Raw genomic sequence first — 22,982 nt, 5'->3', positions numbered from 1 at the left:
GCGCACTGCGGCGGGCTGGCAGTAGCGAACCGGGGGCGGTCGTATTGCAGCCACAAAACCTAGGGATTCGGCGGTTGCACCTCTACAATGTGGCGCAACTGGTTCAAATACATGAAGATACTGCTTTGTAACGATGATGGTTATCAGGCGCCCGGCATCGTGGCGCTGTATGAGGCGTTGAAGACGCAAGCAGATGTCGAGGTAGTGGCGCCCGAGCACAACAACAGCGCCAAGTCGAACGCCCTGACCTTGAACTCCCCTTTGTACGTGCACCGCGCGGCCAACGGCTTTCGCTACGTGAACGGCACACCGGCCGATTGCGTGCATATCGCGCTGACCGGCCTGCTCGGCTACCGGCCCGATCTGGTGGTATCGGGCATCAACAACGGCGCCAATATGGGCGACGATACGATTTACTCCGGCACCGTGGGCGCGGCCATGGAAGGCTATCTGTTCGGCATTCCGGCCATGGCTTTTTCGCAGATCGACAAAGGCTGGGGTGAGCTGGCATCGGCTGCACGCAAAGCCGCTGAGCTGGTGCAGCAGTTTGACCGGGCGCAGCTCGTGGGCAACAAGCCCTGGTTGCTGAATGTGAACATTCCTAATTTGCCGTACGAGCAGATCCAGCCGGTCAAGCTGTGTCGCCTGGGGCGGCGCCATTCGGCCGAAAAAGTCATCACCCAGACCAGCCCGCGCGGTGAAACCATGTACTGGATTGGCAATGCCGGCCCAGTGCTGGACAACGCCGAAGGCACGGATTTCCACGCCACGGCGGCCGGCCATGTGTCGGTCACGCCGCTCAAGGTCGACCTCACCGACCACCAGAACCTGGTGTACTGGGCACAAACCGCAGCCACGCTGCGCCACGCGAATGCCGAGGTGCTTGGGTGAGTCTGCGCAAACCAGGTTTTCCCGCCCGTGGAGCCATGCCTGCCCGCCAGGCGGCGCAGGCCGCCACCGTGCACCGCGAGTGGGCGCGCTTGCCCGCCGAGCTGGCACCGGTGCCGATGGCCGTGCAGGAAACCCTGGGTGTGGAAACGGTAGATTTCACCTCGGCCCGGCTGCGCATGGTGCAGCGTCTGGCGGCTGCGGGCATTGAGCACACACGCGTGCTCAAGGCCATGAACTCAGTGCTGCGCCACCAATTTGTCGACAGCGCGCTGGCCGTACAGGCTTACCAGGACACGAGTTTGCCCATTGGCCTGGGGCAAACCATTTCCAAGCCCAGCATCGTGGCGCGCATGTGCGAGCTGCTGGCGAACGCGCCCGGTGGTGGCGTGGCGCAAGGCCGCATTCTGGAGATTGGTACCGGCTGCGGTTACCAGGCGGCGGTGCTCAGCCTAGTGGCCAAAGAGGTGTACACCATTGAGCGCCTGCGTGCGTTGCATGAAAAGGCCCGCGTCAACCTGCGCCCGCTGCGCCTGGCGAACGTGCACCTGATTCTGGGTGACGGCATGCTAGGTTTTGCCAAGGGCGGGCCCTATGCAGGAATCATTTCGGCTGCCGGTGGCGATGAATTGCCACAGGCCTGGTGCGAGCAACTGGCCGTGGGTGGCCGCTTGGTGGCACCTATCATGGGCCATGGCGGACAGCAAGTTTTGCTCGTGGTAGACCGCAGCGCTGATGGGTTTCAGCGCACGGTGCTGGAGCATGTTCATTTCGTGCCTCTAAAATCGGGGCTCGGTTAACAAGGATAGGTATGTTGGATTCACGTGGTTTTTTAACGTGGGGAAGCAGTTTGATTGCGGCCGCCGTCTTGGCGGGCTGCGGTGGTACATCGCTGAACAAGGCACCGGTGGAAGACCGGGGCACATCGACCGGGCGCACGCCCAGCTCCACCAGCAGCACCACGCCAGCCAAGGTGGATCCGGCCACGCTGCCGGGTGCCGAGAACGCTGGCAAACCTGGTTACTACACCGTCAAGCCGGGCGAGACGCTGATGCGCATTGCCTCGGACCACGGCCAGAACTGGCGTGACATTGCGCGCTGGAGCAATCTGGAAAATCCGAACGTGATCGAAGTCGGCCAGGTGCTGCGCGTAGTGCCGCCTACCTCGTCTACGGTAACGGCAGCTGCGCCTGTGGCGCCGGCAGTGGCGGGTTCGGCCTCGGCTTCGGCAGCTCCTGCACCCGCACCAGCCCCGGCGGCAGCAGAACCTGCTGGCCCGGCTGACAGCAGCATTGCCTTTATCTGGCCTGCCTCGGGCACGGTGGTGGCCACCTTTGACGACGCCCGCAACAAGGGTGTGGACATTGGCGGCAAGGCCGGCGACCCGGTGGTGGCGGCGGCCGACGGCCGTGTGATCTATTCCGGTGCCGGCCTGCGTGGCTACGGCAACCTGATCCTGATCAAGCACAACAACACCTACCTGACCGCTTACGCGCACAACCAGACCTTGCTCGTCAAGGACGACCAGGTGGTGCGCAAGGGCCAGAAGATCGCCGAAATGGGCAGCTCCGATGCCGATCGCGTCAAGCTGCACTTCGAGGTGCGCCGCCAAGGCAAGCCGGTCGATCCGTCGCGCTACCTGCCATCGCGTTAATGCCGCGCTCCAAAAACGAGCCGACGCTGCCTGCCCAGGCTGCCAGCGTCGGCTCTTTGATTTCTGAGGGTGCCGACGCCGAACAGGACGAGGGCAGCGAAGATGCCGCCGCCGACCTGGGCGCGGGCGAATGGGAAAGCCGCAACGTGGTGGCGGCCGTGGCCGACCACGGCCTGCGGCTGGACAAAGCGCTGGCGCAATGGGTGCCGGAGTTCTCGCGCAACTATCTGCAAACCTTACTGGTGCAAGGCGCGGTGCTGCTCAACGGCAAAGCCGGTGCCAAACCCAGCGCCAAGGTAAAGGCGGGCGATGCTGTGGCCATTGAGCTGCGGCCCACGCAGCAAAGCCAGGCCTTTTTGCCGCAAGACATTCCGCTGGACGTGGTGTACGAGGACGAGCATTTGCTCATCGTCAACAAACCGGCTGGCATGGTGGTGCACCCTGCGCCCGGCAATTGGAGCGGTACTTTGCTCAACGCCTTGCTGGCGCGGGATGCCAAAGCGGCGCAACTGCCGCGCGCAGGCATCGTGCACCGGCTCGACAAAGACACCAGTGGTCTGATGGTGGTGGCGCGGGAGCGTCAGACCATGGATGCGCTGGTCAAGCTGATTGCTGCGCGCGATGTGCACCGCAACTACATTGCGCTGGGTCATAAGCGCTGGACAGGTGCGGCCACTAAGACAGTGGCTTTGCCCATTGGCCGCGACCCGCGCAACCGCTTGCGCATGGCGGCAGTCGATTTGGCGCAACACCCAGGCAAACCGGCCAAAACCGATTTGCGCCTGCTGGCCAACGCGGCAGAGGGCTGCCTGGTGTATTGCAGCTTGCACACCGGGCGCACGCACCAGATTCGCGTGCACATGGCTTCGCAGCAGCATCCGCTGGTGGCCGATGTGCTGTACGGCGGCCAACCGGCGGCCGGCCTGGAGCGCCAGGCGTTGCATGCATTGAGGTTGGCGTTTGTGCATCCGGTCACTGGCAAGGACATGGCTTGGTTTGCCATGCCGCCGGCAGATTTGCGGGCCGCGCTGGAAAATTGGGATATTCGGTATAATTTGCAGGAATTGGCCTGAGTGCCGGCGGTGCAGGGCGCTTATGTCCTCGCCGCGATCCTTCTGCCGCGCTTTGGATGCGGCCCTCTTTGACTTGCAATCCTCTCTTTCAAGCCGTCGCCGTTGGCGCTGACGGCTTCTGGGATTCTTCGCATGCAGACTTTGGAAGCGAAACGGGTGTTGGAGACAGCGCTGATTTGCGCGCCCCAACCCATCACGGTGCGTGAGCTGCGCAGCTTGTTTGCCGATGAACTGGGCTCGGATACCTTGAAGGTGTTGCTGCAGGAGCTGCAGCTCGATTGGGCCCACAAGGGCGTGGAACTGGTACAGGTGGCCTCGGGCTGGCGTTTTCAGAGCAAGCCCGAGATGCGCGAGTTTCTCGACCGCCTGCACCCGGAAAAGCCGCCCAAGTACACGCGGGCCACGCTGGAGACCCTGGCCATCATTGCCTACCGGCAACCGGTGACGCGGGGTGACATCGAAGATATCCGTGGTGTGACGGTCAACAGCCTGATCATCAAGCAGTTGGAAGATCGCGGCTGGGTCGAGGTGATCGGTTACCGCGAAACCGTGGGTCGGCCCGCCTTGCTGGCGACGACTCGGCAGTTTCTTGACGATCTGGGTCTGCAGTCGCTGGACCAGTTGCCAGCGCTCGATGACAGCCAGCAGTCGACCATTTTTGAGAGCCTGCCGCTGGAAGAAACACCGGCACCGGGCGAGGCTGAAGCAGTGGCTGAGCTTGCAGATGCGGCGCAAGCTGCAGATGCAGTGCAGAACGCTGGCAATGCAGCGGTGGCCGAAGCTGGCGAGACTGCGCCGAAGGCTGCCGACGAAGAAGAATTTGCACTGGTGGGCGAGGCGATGGCATTGCCCGACGAGGCTGACCCCGAGGTCGGCCAGGATGGCCTGCCCCCAAAGCAGACCGATGGCGTAGACGATGCCCTGGCACCGCTCTTGCCGCCGGCGTCCGCTGCCGATGCAGCGGCGCAAGAGACTGAGAGTGAGACGGGCGCTGAGCCCTCTGGACATGATGACCATGCCGCCCTGGGCGGTGAAGAAAAGCATAAAAATGACGAGTGAAAACGGCGATATCGATTCGCAACCCGCAGTGAACGCAGCCGCTGATGCCGAGGCCGGCAAGCCTGCGCCCAAGCGCAGAGCGCCCCGTAAGCGTGTGGCTGCCGAGGCCGCGCCTGTGGCCGAAGCCAGCGTGCCTGCCGAGCCCGCTGCACCCAGCGCTGCGGTGGCGCCAGAGCAAGCGGCCGAGCCTGCAGCCGAAGCGGTGGATGGCGCAGCAACGTCTGCCGATGCCCCTGCGCGCACCCGCCGTGATGGCGAGCAGCGCGTCAGCCGCTATCCGGCGCGCGCACGACGCTTCCGCGATCGCGAAGGCCAGCCCCGTGGCGAAGGCCAGGCGGAAGGTGATGCAGAGCGCGAGCGCAAGCCAGCGCCTGCGGCCAAACCGCGCGGTGAAAGCGTGGATGTCTCTGGCTACGCATTCGAAGACGTGGTGGCCGGTGCGCTGGAAGAGGCAGAAACCTCCGATGAGGCCATGCCCATCAAGCGCGTGCTGCAACCGCATGTCGAGACGCCCAAGCTGCACAAGGTGCTGGCGCAAGCTGGCATGGGTTCGCGCCTGGAGATGGAGCGCCTGATTCTGGAAGGCCGCATCTCGGTCAATAACGAACCGGCCCACGTTGGCCAGCGTATCCAGTACAACGACAAAATCCGTGTTAATGGCAAGCTGATCAACTTCCGTATCGAGCAGCCACCAGCTCGCGTGCTGGCCTACCACAAGCCGGTGGGCGAAGTGGTGACGCACGACGATCCGCAAAACCGACCCACGGTGTTCCGCAAGCTGCCCAAGCTGATGCACGGCAAGTGGCAGTCAATTGGTCGTCTGGATTTGAACACCGAAGGTCTGCTGCTGTTCACCAGCTCGGGCGAGCTGGCCAACAGCCTGATGCACCCGCGCTTCGGCCTGGAGCGTGAGTACGCCGTGCGCGTACTGGGCGCCCTGACCAAGGAAGAAAAAGAACTGTTGCTCGCCGGCGTCAACCTCGAAGACGGCGTGGCCAGCTTTGGCTCCATCGACGATGGCGGTGGCGAAGGCGCCAACTGCTGGTACCGCGTCACCATCTCCGAAGGCCGCAACCGCGAAGTGCGCCGCATGTTTGAATCGGTCGGTCACGCGGTCAGCCGCCTGATCCGTATCCGCTACGGCGCCATGGTGTTGCCACGCGGCCTCAAGCGCGGCAACTGGGTAGAGTTGGATCAGCGCGACATCCAGGCGCTCACGGCGGCTGCCGGTGCGCCCGTGCGCCAGAACCGTCCGCAGCAGGGCCAGGGCTCGCGTGGTGGCCGTGCTGACAACCGTCCGCAGCAAAATGGCCCGCGTCCTTCGACAGGCCCGGCCAAGAACACCCGCGGTGGCGGCCTGCGCCGTGCACCCGAAAAGCGCAACAGCCAGCCCGACCCGATGAAGACCTCGCTGGGCTACATCGGCCACGACAGCCTGATGCGCCAGCGCCAAGGTGAGCGTAAAAACGGTGGTTTCAAGCGAGGCGGAAGGTCGTAGTCACCTTACTGACTTCTAGGAGCCCGTACAATCAAAGGTTTGCTTTTGCGGCAAAAAATCAACCAACAGGAAATTCAACATGGCAATCGAACGTACCCTCTCGATCATCAAGCCCGATGCAGTGGCTAAGAATGTTATCGGTCAAATCTACGCCCGCTTTGAGGCTGCTGGCCTGAAGATCGTGGCCGCCAAGCTGGTGCACCTGTCGCGCCAGGAAGCTGAGCAGTTCTACGCTGTGCACGCTGCCCGTCCTTTCTTCAAGGACCTGGTCGACTTCATGATCTCCGGCCCCGTGATGATCCAGGCTCTGGAAGGCGAAAACGCCATCCTGAAGAACCGCGAACTGATGGGCGCTACCGACCCCAAGAAGGCCGACAAGGGCACCATCCGCGCTGACTTTGCTGACAGCATCGATGCCAACGCCGTGCACGGCTCTGACGCCGCTGAAACGGCTGCTGTGGAAGTGGCTTTCTTCTTCCCCGGCATGAACGTTTATTCCCGTTAATTGAGAATGCGCACGGCTCGCGCCGTGCAGCATGAGTAAGTGGCCCGAGCGTGAACCCCATGACCACCAATTTGCTTGATTTTGATTTGGCTGGTTTGACCGCCTTTTGTGAAGGCCTGGGAGAAAAACGCTTCCGGGCCACTCAGCTTTTCCGCTGGATCCACCAGCGCGGCGCTGCCGATTTCGACCAGATGACCGATCTGGCCAAATCGCTGCGCGAAAAACTCAAGGGCACGGCCCACATCACGGCGCTGCCCGTGATCACCGAGCATGTGTCCGCCGACGGAACCGTCAAATGGTTGTTTGACGTGGGCGATGGCAATGCCGTCGAATCCGTTTTTATTCCTGAAGATGACCGCGGCACGCTGTGCGTATCGTCGCAAGCGGGCTGCGCGGTGGGATGCCGCTTTTGCTCGACCGGGCACCAGGGCTTCAGCCGCAATCTGAGTACGGGCGAAATCATCGCCCAGCTCTGGTTTGCCGAACATGCGCTGCGCAAGCGCCTGGGCACCGAAGAGCGCGTTATCTCCAACGTCGTGATGATGGGCATGGGCGAGCCGCTGCAAAACTACAGCGCCTTGGTGCCTGCATTGCGTACCATGCTCGACGACCATGGCTACGGCCTGTCGCGCCGCCGTGTGACGGTTTCCACCTCGGGCGTGGTGCCGATGATCGACCGCCTGTCGCAAGACTGCGCCGTGGCGCTGGCTGTATCGCTGCACGCGCCCAACGACGAGCTGCGCGATGCGCTGGTGCCGCTCAACAAGAAATACCCGCTCCAAGAGCTGATGGAAGCTTGCCGCCGCTACCTGGAGTTTGCGCCGCGCGATTTCATCACCTTCGAGTACTGCATGCTCGATGGCGTGAACGACCAACCCGAGCACGCCCAGCAATTGATAGCACTGGTGCGAGAGTTTGCTGGTACGGGCGGCGCCTGGTGCAAATTCAATTTGATTCCATTCAACCCGTTTCCGGCCTCGGGTCTGTTACGATCACCGGCTGCACGGGTCTCGGCGTTTGCCAAGATGCTGCTCGATGCCGGCGTGGTGACCACCGTGCGCAAAACCCGTGGCGATGATATCGATGCCGCCTGCGGACAGCTGGCTGGCGATGTGAAAGACCGAACGCGTGCCGCAGAACGCATGGCCAAGAACCGTGTGATTCCGCTGACTCAGGCGTCGTAGCAATAGCGCAAAGGAGGGCGTGCATGGCATTGGCTTGGAGCTTGGGGCGGCAAAACCTTTACCGCCTGGTGGCGGCAGCGCTCCTGGGTGTGGCAACCGGCAGTACTTTGCTCGGTTGCGCCTCCACTGCAGCGCGGGAAGACGCCAACATCGTCACCCAATCGGACGAAACCGAAACCCAGCGGCGCGCCCGCATTCGCCTGGAGTTGGCGGCCAACTATTTCCAGACCGGAAAAACCACCATCGCGCTCGATGAGATCAAGCAGGCGCTGGCGCTGGAGCCCTCCAACGGTGACGCCTACAACATGCGCGGCCTGATCTACATGCAGCTGGGCGACCCGGCCATTGCGGCCGAGAGCTTCACCAAGGCCCAGTCGCTCAAGCCCAACGATGGCAACATCATGCACAACCACGGCTGGCTGCTGTGCCAAGAGAAAAAGTTTGCCGAGGCAGACCGCTACTTCAGCCAGGCCCTGGTGCAAAGACAGTATTTCCAGCAAGGCAAAACGCTGATGGCGCAAGGTCTGTGCCTGGAGGCAGCAGGCAAGCCCGTCGAGGCGGAAGCGGCCTTGCTCAAATCGTATGAATACGATGCCGGCAACCCGGTGGTGGCCTACAACCTGGCCAAACTCATGAAGCAGCGCGGCGACAACCAGCGCGCGCAGTTCTATATCCGCCGCCTCAACAATGGCGATCTGGCCAATGCCGAGTCGCTCTACCTGGGCATCCAGATCGAGCAGGCACTGGGTGACCGCACGGCCGCTCGCCAGTTGGCCAACCAGTTGCAAAAGCGTTTTCCGGATTCGAAGGAATGGGCCCGAGTCGCCAGCGGAGGCGTGCAGTGATCGAATCGGATATGCAAAACACATCTTCTAACGCGGCGGCTGCACAGGACGAGTCTTTGGCCGCAACAGGCGCGACGGCTGGGCAATTGCTGCGCGCAGCGCGTGAGCAAGCGGGCCTGCGCCTGCCTGCATTGGCGGCCAACCTGAAAGTGGCGCCCAACAAGCTCGAAGCGCTGGAAGCTGACGACCTGAGTGTCTTCCCTGATGTGGTCTTCATCCGCGCCTTGGCTTCGGCCATCTGCCGCGTGCTGAAGGTGGATGCAGCGCCTATTTTGGCCTTGCTGCCGCAAGCGCCCGGGCGCGATCTGAGCAAAGTGGGCGAGGGCATCAACGCCAAAGTCTCGGGCGGTATGGCGCCGAGCAAAGGCGGCGATTTTTCGTCGAGCAAACCTTTCCCCTGGATGGCCGTGGTGGGCTTGCTGGTAGTGGCAACCGCTGGCGTGCTGTTTTACCCGCAGCTGTCCGAGCGCTGGAAAAAGAACAACCCTGCTGCGCCAGCAGTGTCGGCCCGCTCCAACACCATTGCTGGCGATGCTAGCAGCAGCGAGCCCGTGCCTTTAGGCTCCAGTAACGACAACGCTGAGGCGCCTGCCAGCGCCGCAGTGTCGGCTGCAACGGGTGCGCCAGCTGCGGCTGTGGCGACAGCGGCAACCAATGCTGCTGGCGCGGCTGCCAATGCGCCTGCAACGCCGGCTGCGCCCGTTGCCGAGGTGCCTGTGCTGAAGGTGAAAACCACGCAAGACAGCTGGGTGCAGGTGAAAGAGGCTTCTGGCACGGTGGTTTTTGAGAAAACCATCAAGGCCGGCAGCGAGCAAGAAATTACGGCCACGCCGCCGCTCAAAGTGGTGGTGGGCAACGCCGGTGGCGTTGAAATGTGGTTGCGCGGGGCTGCTTTTGATCTGAAAAAAGCGACCAAAGGCAGCACAGCCCGTTTTGAGGTGAACTAAAAGTGCAAGCAGAAAATCCGCTGTCGCCGGTGCCCCTGGTGGCCCCGGCTGGCCGCAAAAGCCGCCAGGCCCGCGTGGTCTGGGGCGATCGTGTCGTCACCGTTGGTGGCGATGCGCCGGTGCGTATCCAATCGATGACGAACACCGACACGGTGGACGCCATTGAGACGGCCATTCAGGTCAAAGAGCTGGCGCAGGCTGGCTCGGAGATGGTGCGCATCACCGTCAACACGCCCGAGGCTGCGGCGGCTGTGCCTTATATCCGCGAGCAGCTCGACCGCATGGGCGAGAACGTGCCACTGGTGGGCGATTTCCACTACAACGGCCACCGTCTGCTGACCGAATACCCCGATTGCGCCAAAGCGCTGTCCAAATATCGCATCAACCCAGGCAACGTGGGCAAGGGCGACAAAAAGGACAAGCAGTTCGGCCAGATGATCGAAGCGGCTATCCAGTACGACAAAGCTGTGCGCATTGGCGTCAACTGGGGCAGTCTTGACCAGGAGCTGCTGGCCGAGCTGATGGACGTGAACAACCGGCGTGCCAAGCCCTGGGATGCGCGTCAAGTGATGTACGAGGCGTTGATTACCTCGGCCATCTCGTCGGCGCAGCGCGCCGAGGAAATGGGTCTGAGCGGCAACCAGATCATTCTCTCGTGCAAGGTCAGTGGCGTGCAGGATCTGATCGCGGTTTACCGTGGCCTCTCAGCCCGTTGCGATTACGCTTTGCACCTGGGTTTGACCGAAGCCGGCATGGGCACCAAGGGCACCGTGGCTTCCACGGCGGCGCTGTCCATTCTGTTGCAAGAAGGCATTGGCGACACCATCCGGGTTTCGCTCACGCCGCAGCCGGGCGAGGCGCGCACGCAAGAAGTGGTGGTGGCCAGCGAAATTCTGCAGGCCATGGGCATGCGCAGTTTTGTGCCCAGTGTCACAGCCTGCCCAGGCTGCGGCCGCACCACCAGCACCACGTTCCAGGAGCTGGCCAAAGATATTGACGAGCATCTGCGCTCGCAAATGCCGGTCTGGCGCGTCAAATACCCGGGCGTCGAGAAGATGAAGGTGGCTGTGATGGGCTGCATCGTCAACGGCCCGGGCGAGAGCAAGCATGCCGACATCGGCATCAGTCTGCCAGGCAATGGCGAATCGCCGGCCGCGCCGGTGTTCATCGATGGTGAAAAGGCCATGACCTTGCGCGGCGAACGCATCGCGCAAGAGTTCCACGAGATCGTGCAAGCCTATGTCGAACGCCGCTACGGCGCGGCAAAAGCATAAAATTGATAGCTGCTGATGCCTCGCAATGAGGCATTGGCGCGTGTTGTTTACTGAAAAAGACGGAAGCCCATGGGCAAGAATGAAAAGCTGGTCGCCATCAAAGGCATGAACGATATCCTGCCGCCCGATTCGGCGATGTGGGAATGGTTTGAGGCCAAGGTGCGCGATCTGATGGGGCGCTTTGCCTACCGCAATATCCGCACCCCGATGGCTGAGCACACGGCGCTGTTCGTGCGCGGCCTCGGCGAGGTGACCGATATTGTCGAGAAGGAGATGTACTCCTTTGAAGACCGCGCTGACAAGCATGGCCAGGCCGAACACCTGACGCTGCGCCCCGAAGGCACGGCTGGCGTGGTGCGTGCTGTGGTTGAGAACAATATGCTGTATGACGGCGGCAAGCGCCTGTTCTATATCGGCCCCATGTTCCGCCGCGAGAAGCCGCAGCGTGGCCGCTATCGCCAGTTCCACCAGGTAGGCGTCGAAGCATTGGGTTTTGCCGGTGCCGAGCTCGATGCCGAGGTGATCTTGCTGGCCGCCCAATTGTGGAAAGACCTGGGCATCGAAGGCGTGCGCCTGGAGCTCAACAGCCTGGGCCAGCCCGAGGAGCGCAAGGCGCACCGCGATGCGCTGGTGGCCTACTTCGAGCAGCACACCGACGTGATGGACGAAGAGGGCAAGCGCCGCATGTACAGCAACCCGCTGCGCGTGCTGGACACCAAGAACCCGGCCATGCAAGACATGGTGAATGCCGCGCCGCAGCTGCTCGACTTTTTGGGCGATGCCTCCAAGGCTCACCTGAAGGCAGTGCAAGACATTCTGGATGCGAACGGCGTGGAATGGTCGATCAACCCGCGCCTGGTGCGCGGCATGGACTACTACAACCTGACGGTGTTCGAGTTCATTACCGACAAGCTCGGCTCGCAAGGCACGATCTGCGGCGGTGGCCGTTACGACTACCTGATCGAGCAAATCGGCGGCAAGCCCGCACCGGCCGTGGGCTGGGGCATGGGCATCGAGCGCGTGCTGGAGCTGATCAAAGAGCTGAATATCCAGTGGGATCGCCCGTCTATTGACGCCTACGCTATCCTGCCGGACGCTGCGCTGCTGCCGCAAGCCGTGCGCGTGCTGCAAGCACTGCGCAATGCCGGTGTCAGCGTGCAAATGCACGGTTCTGCCACTGCCGAAGGCATGGGCAGCATGAAGTCGCAGTTCAAGAAGGCCGACGCTAGTGGCGCGCGCTGTGCGCTGATTTTTGGCGGTGACGAAATGCAGCGCGGTATGGTCACGGTCAAGCAGCTGCGTGATGGCGCCGGTGCTCAGGCAGAATATGCTATTGATAACGTAGCGGAATGGGCGGCGCAACTGCGCGGCTGAGCCTGCGCAGCCATTCGCTACACCTTGCAATCAACCCAACTAGAACAACCATGGCAACGCATTTAGATCTGGAAGAACAGGAACAGCTAGACCAGCTCAAGCACTTTTGGAACAAGTGGGGCACGCTGATCACCACCGTGCTCGTGATTGTGCTGGGCGGCTTTGCGGTCTGGAACGGCTACCAATACTGGCAAAACCGCCAAGGCTTGCAAGCCAGCGCGCTGGGCGCTGCGGTAGAAACCGCGCTTGATTCGGGTGACAAGGCCCGTATCGATCAGGCATTTTCCGATATGCGCAGCAGCTACGGCGGCACGGTGCAGGCTGCGCAAGCGGGCTTGCTGGTAGCCAAAGCCGCCAGCGACAAAGGCCAGATGGAAGACGCCAAGTCGGCGCTGACCTGGGTGGTAGACAACGCATCGGACGAAGGCCTCAAGGCCACGGCTCGTATCCGTCTGGCATCGGTGCTGCTGAGCAGCCAGGCTTACGACGAAGCGCTCAAGCAGCTCGAAGCCAAGATGCCCACCGAGTTTGACGCGCTGGTTGCCGACCGCCAAGGTGATGTGTATCTGGCCAAGGGTGACAAGGCCAAGGCCATCGAAGCCTACCGCAGCGCCTACCAGAAATCGGCTCCGGGCCTGGAATACCGCAATGTGATTTCCGTCAAGCTGAACGCGCTTGGCGAAGATGTGAAGTAAATGGATAGCGAGGCTGTGCGCATGAACTACCAAGCACTACCAATCCGGGCCAGCGCCAAGCTGCTCACTGTTTCCGTGCTGGCATTGGCCATGGCCGGCTGCTCGCTGTTTTCGTCAGACAAGCGCAAGCCCGTGGAGCTGGAGCCGAATGTGGCTTTGCTCGGCGTCAAGCAGACCTGGTCGCAACGCGCCGGCAAGGCCAACCCGACGCTGGTGATGAACGTCAGCGGCAAGGTGGTGACCCTGGCGGCGGCTGACGGCCATGTGGTGGCCGTCAATGCCGATACCGGTGCCGAACTGTGGCGCGCCAGCGTGGGCCAGAACCTGTCCGCCGGCGTGGGCAGCGATGGCAAGTGGGCCGCTGTGGTGACCGAAGCTGGCGATCTGGTGGTGCTGGCTCAAGGCAAAGAACAATGGCGCAAGCGCCTGCCCAACCGTGCCTATACCGCACCGTTGGTAGCCGGTGAGCGCGTTTTTGTGCAAGGCGCAGACCGTTCGGTCAGCGCTTTTGATGCGGCTAGCGGCAATGCGCTGTGGAGCCAATCCAAAACCGGCGAATCGCTGGTGCTGCGCCAAAGCGGCGTGCTGGTGGCGTACAAGGACACCTTGGTCACCGGCGTATCGGGCCGCTTTGTCGGCATCGATCCCAACAACGGCACGCTGCGTTGGGAAGTGCCTATCGCCAGCCCGCGTGGTACCAATGACGTGGAGCGCCTCGTTGAGCTGATTGGCGGCGTTTCGCGCGATGGTTCGGTGCTGTGCACACGCGCCTACCAAATGGCGGTGGGTTGCATCGATGCCGATGCGGCCCAGCTGCGCTGGACGGTGCGTGCGGATGGCATCAACGGCATCTCGGGTGATGACGAAATCGTCGCCGGTGCCGATGCCAATGGCGTCATCACCGCGTGGAAGCGCGATGGTGGCAGCGTCGCCTGGACGAGCAACCGCCTCAAATACCGCAAGCTGAGCCAGCCTTTGGTGCTGGGGCGTTCGGTGATTTTTGGTGATGGCAACGGAACCGTGCACATGCTGTCGAAAAAAGACGGCTCGCCGCTCAACCGCTTTGCCACCAACAGTTCAGGTATTTCTGTCGCGCCCGTCGTGGCCGGCAACACCATGGTGGTGCAGACCAACGACGGCGCGGTGTTCGGCTTTCAGCCCGAGTGAGAGAAAAAGAAAAAGTAGTCAGGAATGAAGCCAGTTATTGCTTTGGTGGGCCGCCCCAATGTGGGCAAATCCACCTTGTTCAACCGCATGACCAAGTCGCGCGACGCCATCGTTGCCGACTTTGCCGGTTTGACCCGCGATCGCCACTACGGCCAAGGCCGTCAGGGCAAGCGCGAATACATCGTGATCGACACGGGCGGTTTTGAGCCCGATGCATCGAGCGGCATCTTCAAGGAGATGGCCAAACAAACCCGCCAGGCCGTGGCTGAGGCGGATGTGGTGGTGTTCGTGGTAGATGTGCGCCTGGGCCTGTCGGCACAGGACCACGAAATCGCCGGCTACCTGCGCCGTCTGGGCAAGCCCACCTTGCTGGTGGGCAACAAGGCCGAAGGCATGAAGGACGGCGCCCAGCTCGTCGAGTTCTATGAACTCGGCCTGGGCGAGGTGTACCCGGTGTCCGCTGCACACGGCCAAGGCATTCGCAGCCTGATCGACATGGCGCTCGACAAACTGGATTTGCCGAGCGAAGAAGACGAAGTCGTGGACCCCGATGCGCCCAAGCCCATCCGCTTGGCCGTTGCTGGCCGCCCGAATGTCGGTAAATCCACACTGATCAACACCTGGTTGGGTGAAGAGCGTCTGGTGGCTTTTGACCTGGCGGGAACCACGCGCGATGCGATCACGGTGCCGTTCGAGAAAAACGGCCAGCAGTTCGAGCTCATTGACACGGCCGGTCTGCGCCGCAAAGGCCAGGTGTTTGAAGCCATCGAGAAATTCTCGGTGGTCAAAACCCTGCAAGCCATTGAAGGCGCCAACGTGGTGCTGCTGCTCTTGGACGCCACGCAAGGCGTGACCGACCAGGATGCGCACATTGCCGGCTTCATTTTGGAAAGTGGCCGCGCCGTGGTGCTGGCCGTCAACAAATGGGATGCGCTCGACGACTACGGTCGCCAGATGCTGGAGCGCTCGATCGAGATGCGCCTGTCGTTCATGAAGTTTGCGCCCATGCACTTCATCTCGGCGAAAAAGCGCCAAGGTCTGGGCCCGCTGTGGACTTCGCTGATCCAGGCGCACAAGGCTGCTACCTGCAAGATGCCCACGCCGGTGCTGACGCGCCTGCTGCTGGAGTCGGTGCAGTTCCAGACGCCCAAGAAGGTGGGCCCTTACCGCCCCAAGCTGCGCTATGCGCACCAGGGCGGCATGAACCCGCCGGTGATCGTGATCCACGGCAACTCGCTCGAACACGTGACCGATGCCTACAAGCGCTTTTTGGAAGGGCGTTTCCGCAAGGAATTTAATTTGGTCGGCACCCCCTTGCGGATCGAGTTCAAGACCTCACATAACCCTTACGCTGATAAAGATTGATAGCGAACAAATGAGGCGGAGCGGGCAGCTGCCGTTCGTCGCATGAAAAAACCTTTTCTCAATCAGTTTCGTTGCCACTGTGGTAAGGTGGCGTTTTACAACAACATTGTCTGAACACGGAGAATATCGTGAGCAACAAAGGCCAACTTCTGCAAGATCCATTCCTCAACGCTCTGCGTCGCGAGCATGTGCCAGTGTCCATATACTTGGTCAACGGTATCAAGCTGCAAGGCCAGATCGAATCCTTTGACCAATACGTTGTGCTGCTGCGCAACACGGTGACGCAGATGGTGTACAAGCACGCCATCTCGACCATCGTTCCCGGTCGCGCCGTGAATTTCTCGGCCTCCGAGTCGCAAGACGACAACGCAGCTGCCTAAGACGGACAGCCCGTGCCTGGCGCGGGTGAGAGTGCTACTTCATTGAGTAATCACCAAATCAATAACGACAAGAAATCCACCCCGGTCATGCTGGTCGGGGTGGATTTTGGTTTTCCGCACTTCGATTCTGAGCTCGAAGAGCTCGGCCTGCTGGCGCAGACCGCCGGGCTCAAGCCCGTGGTGCGCCTGAGCTGCAAGCGCAAAGTGCCCGATGCAGCGCTGTTTGTGGGCAGCGGCAAGGCGGACGAAATCCGCATGCTGGCCCAGACCTACGGCGCCCAAGAGATTCTGTTTGACCAGGCGCTGAGCCCGGCACAGCAGCGCAACCTGGAGCGGCACCTGCAAATGCCGGTCAACGACCGCACTTTGCTGATTCTGGAAATCTTTGCCCAGCGTGCGCGCAGCCACGAAGGCAAGCTGCAGGTCGAGCTGGCCAAGCTGCAATACCTGAGCACGCGCCTGGTGCGGCGCTGGTCGCACTTGGAGCGTCAGCGCGGTGGTATTGGCACGCGTGGCGGCCCAGGTGAAACCCAGATCGAGCTGGACCGCCGCATGATCAACGATGCGATCAAGCGTACCAAAGAGCGTTTGGTCAAGGTCAAAAAACAGCGTGCCACGCAGCGCCGCCAGCGCGAGCGCAACGATACTTTCAACGTCTCGCTGGTGGGTTACACCAACGCCGGTAAATCGACGTTTTTCAATGCCGTGGTCAAGGCGCGCGCCTATGCGGCCGACCAGCTTTTCGCCACGCTGGACACCACCACTCGCCAGATGTATCTGGAAGCTGCGCAGCAGTCGGTGTCGATATCCGACACCGTCGGCTTTATTCGCGACCTGCCTCACGGTCTGGTCAATGCTTTCGAAGCCACCTTGCAAGAGGCGGTCGATGCCGATCTGCTGCTGCATGTGGTGGATGCATCCAACCCTGCTTTCCCCGAGCAAATACAGCAAGTTCAAAAAGTCTTGCGGGAAATTGGAGCCGAAGACGTACCGCAGGTACTGATCTTCAACAAACTCGACGCCATTGAGCCCGAGCGCCGCCCGCCTGTGCTGTCAGACAGTTACGAGCTGGATGGTGTGCAGATCCCGCGTTTTTTTGTCAGCGCAGCCCAAGGTTTGGGTTTGGAGCAGGTGCGAGAGCACTTGGCGCAAATGGTGTTGGCTCGCCGGGCACAGCTGCTAGCAGAGCAGCCCGATGAGATAGCCCCAGACCATGATGACGAATTACTGGGAAATGCCTCTTAGGGCTGCCACAATGGCTGCTTGCATGTACATGTAACGCTGATTGATAGAGACACCGCTAATGAAATTTCAAGCACGCTTTCCGCGCCTGGCCCTGCTGCCGCAGGGCATTCGCGGAATGTTCAACCTGAATGATCCGCGCTGGGGGCGTGGTGATGACGGCAAGGATGGCAGCAGCAACGGCGGCCAGGAGCCTCCGTCGCAGCCGCCCCAATCGCCTTACACGCCGCCCGACAACAACCATCAACGCCCGCCACAGCAGCGCCCCAACAACAGCGGTGCGCCTGATCTGGATGAGCTGTGGCAAGACCTGAACAAAAAGCTGGGCGGTCTGTTTGGCGGCAAGGGCGGTGGCGGTAGCGGCCGTGGTGTCGGCGGCCCGCAACCGGAGTTCAAAGGTGCTGGCATCGGCGTAGGTTTGATTGCCGGTGTGGCTGCGCTCATCTGGCTGGGCACGGGCTTCTTCATCGTGCAAGAAGGCCAGCAGGCTGTGATCACCCAGTTCGGCAAGTACCACAAGACGGTGAACGCCGGTATCAACTGGCGCCTGCCTTACCCGGTGCAGCGCCACGAGCTGGTGTATGTGTCGCAAATTCGCTCGGCAGATGTGGGGCGTGACAGCATTGTGCGCAGCACGGGCCTGCGCGAATCGGCCATGCTGACCGAAGACGAGAACATCGTCGAGATCAAGTTTGCCGTGCAATACCGCCTGAACGATGCACGCGCTTGGCTGTTTGAGAGCAAGGCACCTGCGGACACGGTGATTCAGGTGGCCGAAACGGCTGTGCGCGAAGTGGTTGGCAAGATGCGCATGGATGCCGCGCTGGCCGACGAGCGCGACCAGATTGCACCTCGCGTGCGTGACTTGATGCAAACCATTCTGGACCGCTACAAGATTGGCGTGGAAGTGGTGGGCGTGAACCTGCAGCAAGGTGGCGTGCGTCCGCCCGAGCAAGTGCAGGCGGCGTTTGACGATGTGCTCAAGGCCGGCCAAGAGCGCGAGCGCACCAAGAACCAGGCCGAAGCCTATGCCAACGACGTGGTGCCACGTGCCAAGGGTACGGCTTCGCGCCTGATGGAAGAAGCCTCGGCCTACAAGGAGCGCATTGTTGCGCAGGCTCAGGGTGATGCGCAGCGCTTCTCGTCGATCTACAGCGAGTACCAGAAGGCGCCCCAGGTCACGCGTGATCGCCTGTACCTGGAAACCATGCAGCAGGTCTACAGCAATGTGACCAAGGTGGTGGTCGATTCCAAGCAGGGTTCGAACCTCTTGTACCTGCCGCTCGACAAGATCATGCAGCAAGCCCCGGGCGGCGCCGCGTCAGCCAGCGGCGAAGCGGCTTCGACCACAGCACCAGCCACCAGCGCACCCGCATCAGCACCTTCGGTGCCCGATGCCCGCGCCCGTGATACCAGCCGTACCCGTGAGCGCGAGTCGCGCTAGGAGTGATTTGTGAACCGAATGGGATTTTTAGCTTCAACCGTTCTGGTGCTGCTGGCCTTGCTCAGCTCCACCGTGTTTGTGGTCGACCAGCGCCAGTTTGGCATCAAGTACGCCATGGGTCAGATCAAGGATGTGATCACTGAGCCCGGGCTGAACTTCAAGCTGCCGCCGCCGCTGCAAAACGTCACTTATCTGGACAAGCGCTTGCTGACGCTGGACAGCACCGACACCGAATCCATGCTGACAGCTGAAAAGCAGCGTGTGGTGATCGATTGGTATGTGCGTTGGCGCATTACCGAGCCGTCGGAGTACATCCGCAATGTGGGCACCAGCGAAAGCGCTGGCGCTACGCAGCTGAACCGCGTGGTGCGCAATGCTTTCCAGGAAGAGGTCAACCGCCGCACGGTGCAAGACCTGATCTCCACCAAGCGCGAGCAGACCATGGCCGACGTCAAGCGTGAAGTGCTGGAAGCTGTCAAGGGTAGCAAGCCTTGGGGTATTGATGTGGTGGACGTGCGTATCACGCGGGTCGACTATGTCGAGGCCATCACCGAATCGGTCTACAGCCGTATGGAAGCCGAGCGCAAGCGCGTGGCCAACGAGCTGCGTTCCACCGGCGGTGCTGTTGGTGAAAAAATCCGTGCCGATGCCGATCGCCAGCGCGAGGTGACCATTGCCAACGCTTACCGCGATGCCCAGGCCTTGAAGGGGCAGGGCGATGCGGAAGCCGCCAAGGTGTATGCCGAGGCGTTTGGCAAGGACCCGCAATTTGCCCAGTTCTACCGCAGCCTGGAAGCCTACAAATCCAGCTTCAGCAAGAAATCGGATGTGATCGTGGTGGACCCGTCGACGACCGACTTCTTCAAGGGCTACCGCGGCCCGGCTTCGGCCAAGTAAAAACGCTGGCATTGCCACGTATGAAAACGCCCTGTAGCTTAGCTGCAGGGCGTTTTTTATGGCCGCAAACGGGTGGGGCAAGCGGCCCAAAGCCCTCGGGAACCAGGGCTTTTTTACGCGCTGCTTATAGCACCGTGACTCTTGGGCACAAGGCTAAATGCCGCAAAGGCGCAGTGGTTCGGGCAGGTTATGCAGACCGGCCCGCGCCATCCCTGTAGAATCACGTTTTTAACAGCCTCTCAAATTCCCCATGTCTGCTTGGATCCTTCCGGATCACATCGCCGATGTGCTGCCCTCTGAAGCGCGACACATCGAAGAGCTTCGGCGTGGCCTGCTCGACACGGCCTGTGCTTACGGCTATGAGCTGGTGATGCCTCCGCTGCTGGAGCATCTGGACTCCCTGTTATCCGGTTCCGGCGAGGCCCTGGATCTGCTGACGTTCAAGCTGGTCGACCAGCTCTCCGGGCGTACGCTGGGGATTCGCCCTGACACCACCCAACAAGTCGCTCGTATCGATGCCCATTTGCTCAACCGCAAGGGCGTGACCCGCTTGTGCTATTGCGGCCCGGTGCTGCATGCCATGCCCGATCGTCCGCATGCAACGCGCGAGCAACTGCAGTTCGGCGCCGAAATTTATGGCCATGCCGGTGTTGAGGCAGATGTGGAAGTCATCACGCTGGCCACCGAAGTGCTGCGGGTTGCGCAATTGCACGATTTCTCGGTCGACCTGGCGGATGTGCGCATCGTGCAGCGCCTGCTGTCCGGTCTGTTGGTCGATTTGCCTACGCTGCGCCGCGTACATGCCGCTTTGGCGGTCAAAGACGGCTCCGAGCTCAAACAACTCACCAAGAATTTCCCGCAGGCGCAGCGCGAAGGCCTGCTGGCCTTGCTGAACCTGTATGGCGATGTCTCTGTGCTTGACGAGGCGGAGAAGGCGCTGGCAGCGATTCCAGGCGTGGCGTCCATCATCAATGACCTGCGCCAATTGGCGGGCAGGGTGGACAGCCCTTCGGTCACGTTCGATCTGGCGGATCTACGCGGCTACTCGTACTACAGCGGCATGCGCTTTGCCATTTATGCGCAAGGTGTGACCGACGCGCTGGTGCGCGGCGGCCGCTATGACGAAGTGGGCGCAGCGTTTGGCCGCAGCCGTCCTGCCGTGGGTTTCAGCCTGGATATCAAACAACTGGTGCCGGTGGTCGAGCCGCGCCCGCTCAAGGCAGCCATTCGCGCGCCCTGGGTAGATCGCCAGGACATGCGCCAGGTGATTCAGGGCTTGCGCCAATCTGGCGAAACCGTGGTCTGTGCCCTGCCGGGGCATGACGACGAAATCGACGAATTCAATTGCGACCGCGAACTGGCCGAAGTCAACGGCCAATGGATCGTGCGCAGCATTTAACTGTATTTTGTTCTTGGATGGGAAAAGAAATGACTGTTTCCAAAGGTCGCAACGTTGTTGTGGTTGGCACTCAATGGGGTGATGAAGGCAAAGGCAAGCTGGTCGACTGGCTGACCGAAAGCGCCCAGGGCGTCGTCCGCTTCCAAGGCGGCCACAACGCCGGCCACACGCTAGTCATCAACGGCGTGAAAACCGCGCTGCACCTGATTCCTAGCGGCATCATGCGTCCCGGCGTCAAGTGCTACATCGGCAATGGTGTGGTGCTGTCGGTAGGCAAGCTGTTCGAAGAAATCGAAGGTCTGGAAAAGGCTGGCGTGCAAGTGCGCAACCGCCTGCGCGTGTCCGAAGCCTGCCCGCTGATCCTGCCTTTCCACCAGGCGCTGGATCTGGCTCGCGAAGCGGCTCGCGAACAAGGCGGTGTGCAAAAAATCGGCACCACCGGCAAGGGTATTGGCCCTGCTTACGAAGACAAGATTGCTCGCCGTGCGCTGCGTGTGCAAGACCTTAAGCACCCAGAGCGCTTTGCCACCAAGCTGCGCGAGCTGCTCAACCTGCACAACCACATTCTGGTGAACGTGCTGGGTTCGCAAAAATTTGATTTCGGCCCGCAACTGGCTCCGTACATGAAGAACGGCGAAGTGCAGTTTGACGCGGTGTTCAACGAAGCCATGCAACACGCCGAACTGATCAAGCCCATGATCGCCGACGTATCGTGCGAACTGAACGCGCTGCACGCCCAAGGCGGCAACCTGCTGTTCGAAGGCGCGCAAGGCACGTTGCTGGATGTGGACCACGGCACCTATCCTTATGTCACCTCGTCCAACTGCGTGGCTGGCAATGCTGCTGCAGGTGCAGGCGTGGGTCCTGGCTTGTTGCACTACATCCTGGGTATCACCAAGGCCTACTGCACCCGCGTGGGCGGCGGCCCATTCCCTACAGAGTTGGAATGGCAAAAAGAAGGCACGCCTGGTTGGATCATGTCCACTGTGGGCGCTGAAAAGGGCGTAACGACCGGTCGCTTCCGTCGTTGCGGCTGGTTCGATGCTGCTTTGCTCAAGCGTTCGGCCCAAATTAACGGCCTGTCTGGCCTGTGCATCACCAAGCTGGACGTGCTGGACGGCATTGAAGAGCTGCAACTGTGCATTGGCTACGAGCTCGACGGTCAGAAGATCGACCTGCTGCCGCTGGGTGCTGATGACATCGAGCGTTGCAAGCCGATCTACGAATCCATTCCCGGTTGGACGGAAACGACGGTTGGCGTGACCGAATACGACAAGCTGCCTGCCAACGCGCGCCGCTATCTGGACCGCATCGCTGAGGTGACGGGCGTGCCTATCGCCATGGTCTCCACCAGCCCCGATCGTGACCACACGATCCTGATGCAAAACCCTTACCAGGCCTGAGCGCCTGAGTCTCTCCATTGATCGAGGAAAACCATGCTTACTGAAGACGGCAAGCACTTGTACGTCAGCTATGACGAATACCATGGCCTGATTGAAAAGCTGGCCATCAAGATTCACCAGTCCGGCTGGGAGTTCGACACCATTTTGTGTCTGGCCCGCGGCGGCATGCGCCCTGGTGACATCTTGAGCCGCATTTTTGACAAGCCTTTGGCCATCATGTCCACCAGCTCGTACCGCGCCGAAGCCGGTACCCAGCAAGGCCATCTGGACATCGCGCGCTTCATCACCACGCCCAAGGGCGAGATTGCCGGCCGCGTGCTGCTGGTCGATGACTTGGCTGACTCGGGTCACACGCTCAACGCCGTGATCCAAATGCTCAAGAACAACTACTCGCCCATCACCGAGCTGCGCAGCGCCGTGATCTGGACCAAGGGTGTCTCCAAGTTCACGCCCGATTACTCGGTGGACTTCCTGGCAACCAACCCCTGGATCCATCAGCCCTTCGAAGGCTACGACACACTGCGTCCAGAAAAGCTGCTGGAGAAGTGGAAGGTCTGAGCGCCGAGCTTTCCCGCCCAAATCCCTAAAAATTTTTCAGTTTTGTGAAAAGGGCGGGAAAACTCCTATACAATTGCGTTCATCGACAGCACGACGCCTTGCAAAGCTGCCAGACACAAATGGTGGTGAGC

Annotated in this window: 22 protein-coding genes; all 22 read left to right on the top strand. The window is 61.3% G+C overall.

Annotated features, from left to right (window positions below; translation table 11 throughout):
- Window positions 1-111: 111 nt before the first annotated feature.
- The 22 genes from surE (at window position 112) to ACFIQF_RS20365 (ending at window position 22,851) form a co-directional block, all read left to right on the top strand.
- Complete coding sequence (gene surE / locus ACFIQF_RS20470) at window positions 112-891, top strand: 5'/3'-nucleotidase SurE (protein ID WP_393945493.1); 780 nt, start codon at window positions 112-114, stop codon at window positions 889-891.
- Window positions 892-926: 35 nt separating this feature from the next.
- Window positions 927-1,688 (top strand): protein-L-isoaspartate(D-aspartate) O-methyltransferase, encoded by a 762-nt coding sequence (locus ACFIQF_RS20465; protein WP_393945541.1) that lies wholly within the window; start codon window positions 927-929, stop codon window positions 1,686-1,688.
- A gap of 11 nt (window positions 1,689-1,699) precedes the next feature.
- Entirely contained in the window at window positions 1,700-2,542 is an 843-nt protein-coding gene (locus tag ACFIQF_RS20460; RefSeq protein WP_393945492.1) for a peptidoglycan DD-metalloendopeptidase family protein, read from the top strand.
- A complete protein-coding gene (locus tag ACFIQF_RS20455; protein ID WP_393945491.1) occupies window positions 2,542-3,615 on the top strand; it encodes an RluA family pseudouridine synthase in 1,074 nt (357 codons plus the stop codon). Before ACFIQF_RS20460 ends, ACFIQF_RS20455 begins: the two co-directional genes overlap by 1 nt.
- A gap of 132 nt (window positions 3,616-3,747) precedes the next feature.
- Window positions 3,748-4,674, top strand: coding sequence for an SMC-Scp complex subunit ScpB (gene scpB, locus ACFIQF_RS20450; RefSeq protein ID WP_393945490.1), 927 nt, complete (start codon window positions 3,748-3,750; stop codon window positions 4,672-4,674).
- Window positions 4,664-6,172: a pseudouridine synthase gene (locus ACFIQF_RS20445; protein WP_393945489.1), complete on the top strand. Its 1,509-nt coding sequence runs from the start codon at window positions 4,664-4,666 to the stop codon at window positions 6,170-6,172. The genes scpB and ACFIQF_RS20445 overlap by 11 nt, the downstream gene beginning before the upstream one ends.
- A 79-nt stretch (window positions 6,173-6,251) precedes the next feature.
- The gene (gene ndk, locus ACFIQF_RS20440) at window positions 6,252-6,677 is read left to right on the top strand and encodes a nucleoside-diphosphate kinase (protein ID WP_393945488.1); all 426 of its coding nucleotides are present in this window, start codon (window positions 6,252-6,254) and stop codon (window positions 6,675-6,677) included.
- A gap of 59 nt (window positions 6,678-6,736) precedes the next feature.
- On the top strand, window positions 6,737-7,861 hold the full coding sequence (rlmN, locus tag ACFIQF_RS20435) for a dual-specificity RNA methyltransferase RlmN (protein WP_393945487.1): 1,125 nt from the start codon (window positions 6,737-6,739) through the stop codon (window positions 7,859-7,861).
- Window positions 7,862-7,884: 23 nt separating this feature from the next.
- Entirely contained in the window at window positions 7,885-8,706 is an 822-nt protein-coding gene (pilW, locus tag ACFIQF_RS20430) for a type IV pilus biogenesis/stability protein PilW (protein WP_393945486.1), read from the top strand.
- An 11-nt stretch (window positions 8,707-8,717) separates the two neighbouring features.
- Window positions 8,718-9,653, top strand: a complete 936-nt coding sequence (locus ACFIQF_RS20425; protein WP_393945485.1) for a helix-turn-helix domain-containing protein — start codon at window positions 8,718-8,720, stop codon at window positions 9,651-9,653.
- A 2-nt stretch (window positions 9,654-9,655) separates the two neighbouring features.
- On the top strand, window positions 9,656-10,927 hold the full coding sequence (gene ispG, locus ACFIQF_RS20420; protein WP_393945483.1) for a flavodoxin-dependent (E)-4-hydroxy-3-methylbut-2-enyl-diphosphate synthase: 1,272 nt from the start codon (window positions 9,656-9,658) through the stop codon (window positions 10,925-10,927).
- Between the two features lie 69 nt (window positions 10,928-10,996).
- On the top strand, window positions 10,997-12,301 hold the full coding sequence (gene hisS / locus ACFIQF_RS20415) for a histidine--tRNA ligase (protein WP_393945482.1): 1,305 nt from the start codon (window positions 10,997-10,999) through the stop codon (window positions 12,299-12,301).
- 50 nt (window positions 12,302-12,351) lie between these two features.
- Window positions 12,352-12,996, top strand: a complete 645-nt coding sequence (locus ACFIQF_RS20410; protein WP_393945481.1) for a YfgM family protein — start codon at window positions 12,352-12,354, stop codon at window positions 12,994-12,996.
- Window positions 12,997-14,163: an outer membrane protein assembly factor BamB gene (gene bamB, locus ACFIQF_RS20405; RefSeq protein ID WP_393945480.1), complete on the top strand. Its 1,167-nt coding sequence runs from the start codon at window positions 12,997-12,999 to the stop codon at window positions 14,161-14,163.
- Window positions 14,164-14,187: 24 nt separating this feature from the next.
- A complete protein-coding gene (gene der / locus ACFIQF_RS20400; RefSeq protein ID WP_393945479.1) occupies window positions 14,188-15,528 on the top strand; it encodes a ribosome biogenesis GTPase Der in 1,341 nt (446 codons plus the stop codon).
- A 128-nt stretch (window positions 15,529-15,656) separates the two neighbouring features.
- Entirely contained in the window at window positions 15,657-15,908 is a 252-nt protein-coding gene (gene hfq, locus ACFIQF_RS20395) for an RNA chaperone Hfq (RefSeq protein WP_431193950.1), read from the top strand.
- An 87-nt stretch (window positions 15,909-15,995) separates the two neighbouring features.
- Window positions 15,996-17,153: a GTPase HflX gene (gene hflX, locus ACFIQF_RS20390; protein ID WP_393945539.1), complete on the top strand. Its 1,158-nt coding sequence runs from the start codon at window positions 15,996-15,998 to the stop codon at window positions 17,151-17,153.
- A gap of 58 nt (window positions 17,154-17,211) precedes the next feature.
- Window positions 17,212-18,594 carry an FtsH protease activity modulator HflK gene (gene hflK, locus ACFIQF_RS20385; RefSeq protein WP_393945477.1) on the top strand — a complete coding sequence of 461 codons (1,383 nt, stop codon included), beginning with the start codon at window positions 17,212-17,214 and terminating at the stop codon, window positions 18,592-18,594.
- A 9-nt stretch (window positions 18,595-18,603) separates the two neighbouring features.
- Complete coding sequence (hflC, locus tag ACFIQF_RS20380; protein ID WP_393945476.1) at window positions 18,604-19,491, top strand: protease modulator HflC; 888 nt, start codon at window positions 18,604-18,606, stop codon at window positions 19,489-19,491.
- 250 nt (window positions 19,492-19,741) lie between these two features.
- A complete protein-coding gene (locus ACFIQF_RS20375; protein WP_393945475.1) occupies window positions 19,742-20,890 on the top strand; it encodes an ATP phosphoribosyltransferase regulatory subunit in 1,149 nt (382 codons plus the stop codon).
- A 29-nt stretch (window positions 20,891-20,919) separates the two neighbouring features.
- Window positions 20,920-22,293: an adenylosuccinate synthase gene (locus ACFIQF_RS20370; RefSeq protein WP_393945474.1), complete on the top strand. Its 1,374-nt coding sequence runs from the start codon at window positions 20,920-20,922 to the stop codon at window positions 22,291-22,293.
- Between the two features lie 33 nt (window positions 22,294-22,326).
- Window positions 22,327-22,851 carry a phosphoribosyltransferase gene (locus tag ACFIQF_RS20365; RefSeq protein WP_393945473.1) on the top strand — a complete coding sequence of 175 codons (525 nt, stop codon included), beginning with the start codon at window positions 22,327-22,329 and terminating at the stop codon, window positions 22,849-22,851.
- The last annotated feature ends 131 nt before the right edge of the window (window positions 22,852-22,982 follow it).

Origin of the sequence: Comamonas trifloxystrobinivorans, from assembly GCF_043359985.1 — a bacterium.
GTDB classification, from domain to species: Bacteria; Pseudomonadota; Gammaproteobacteria; order Burkholderiales; family Burkholderiaceae_C; genus Comamonas; species Comamonas trifloxystrobinivorans.
Note: the sequence above shows the minus strand (reverse complement) of the source record. Positions and strands in the feature narration are given on the sequence as shown.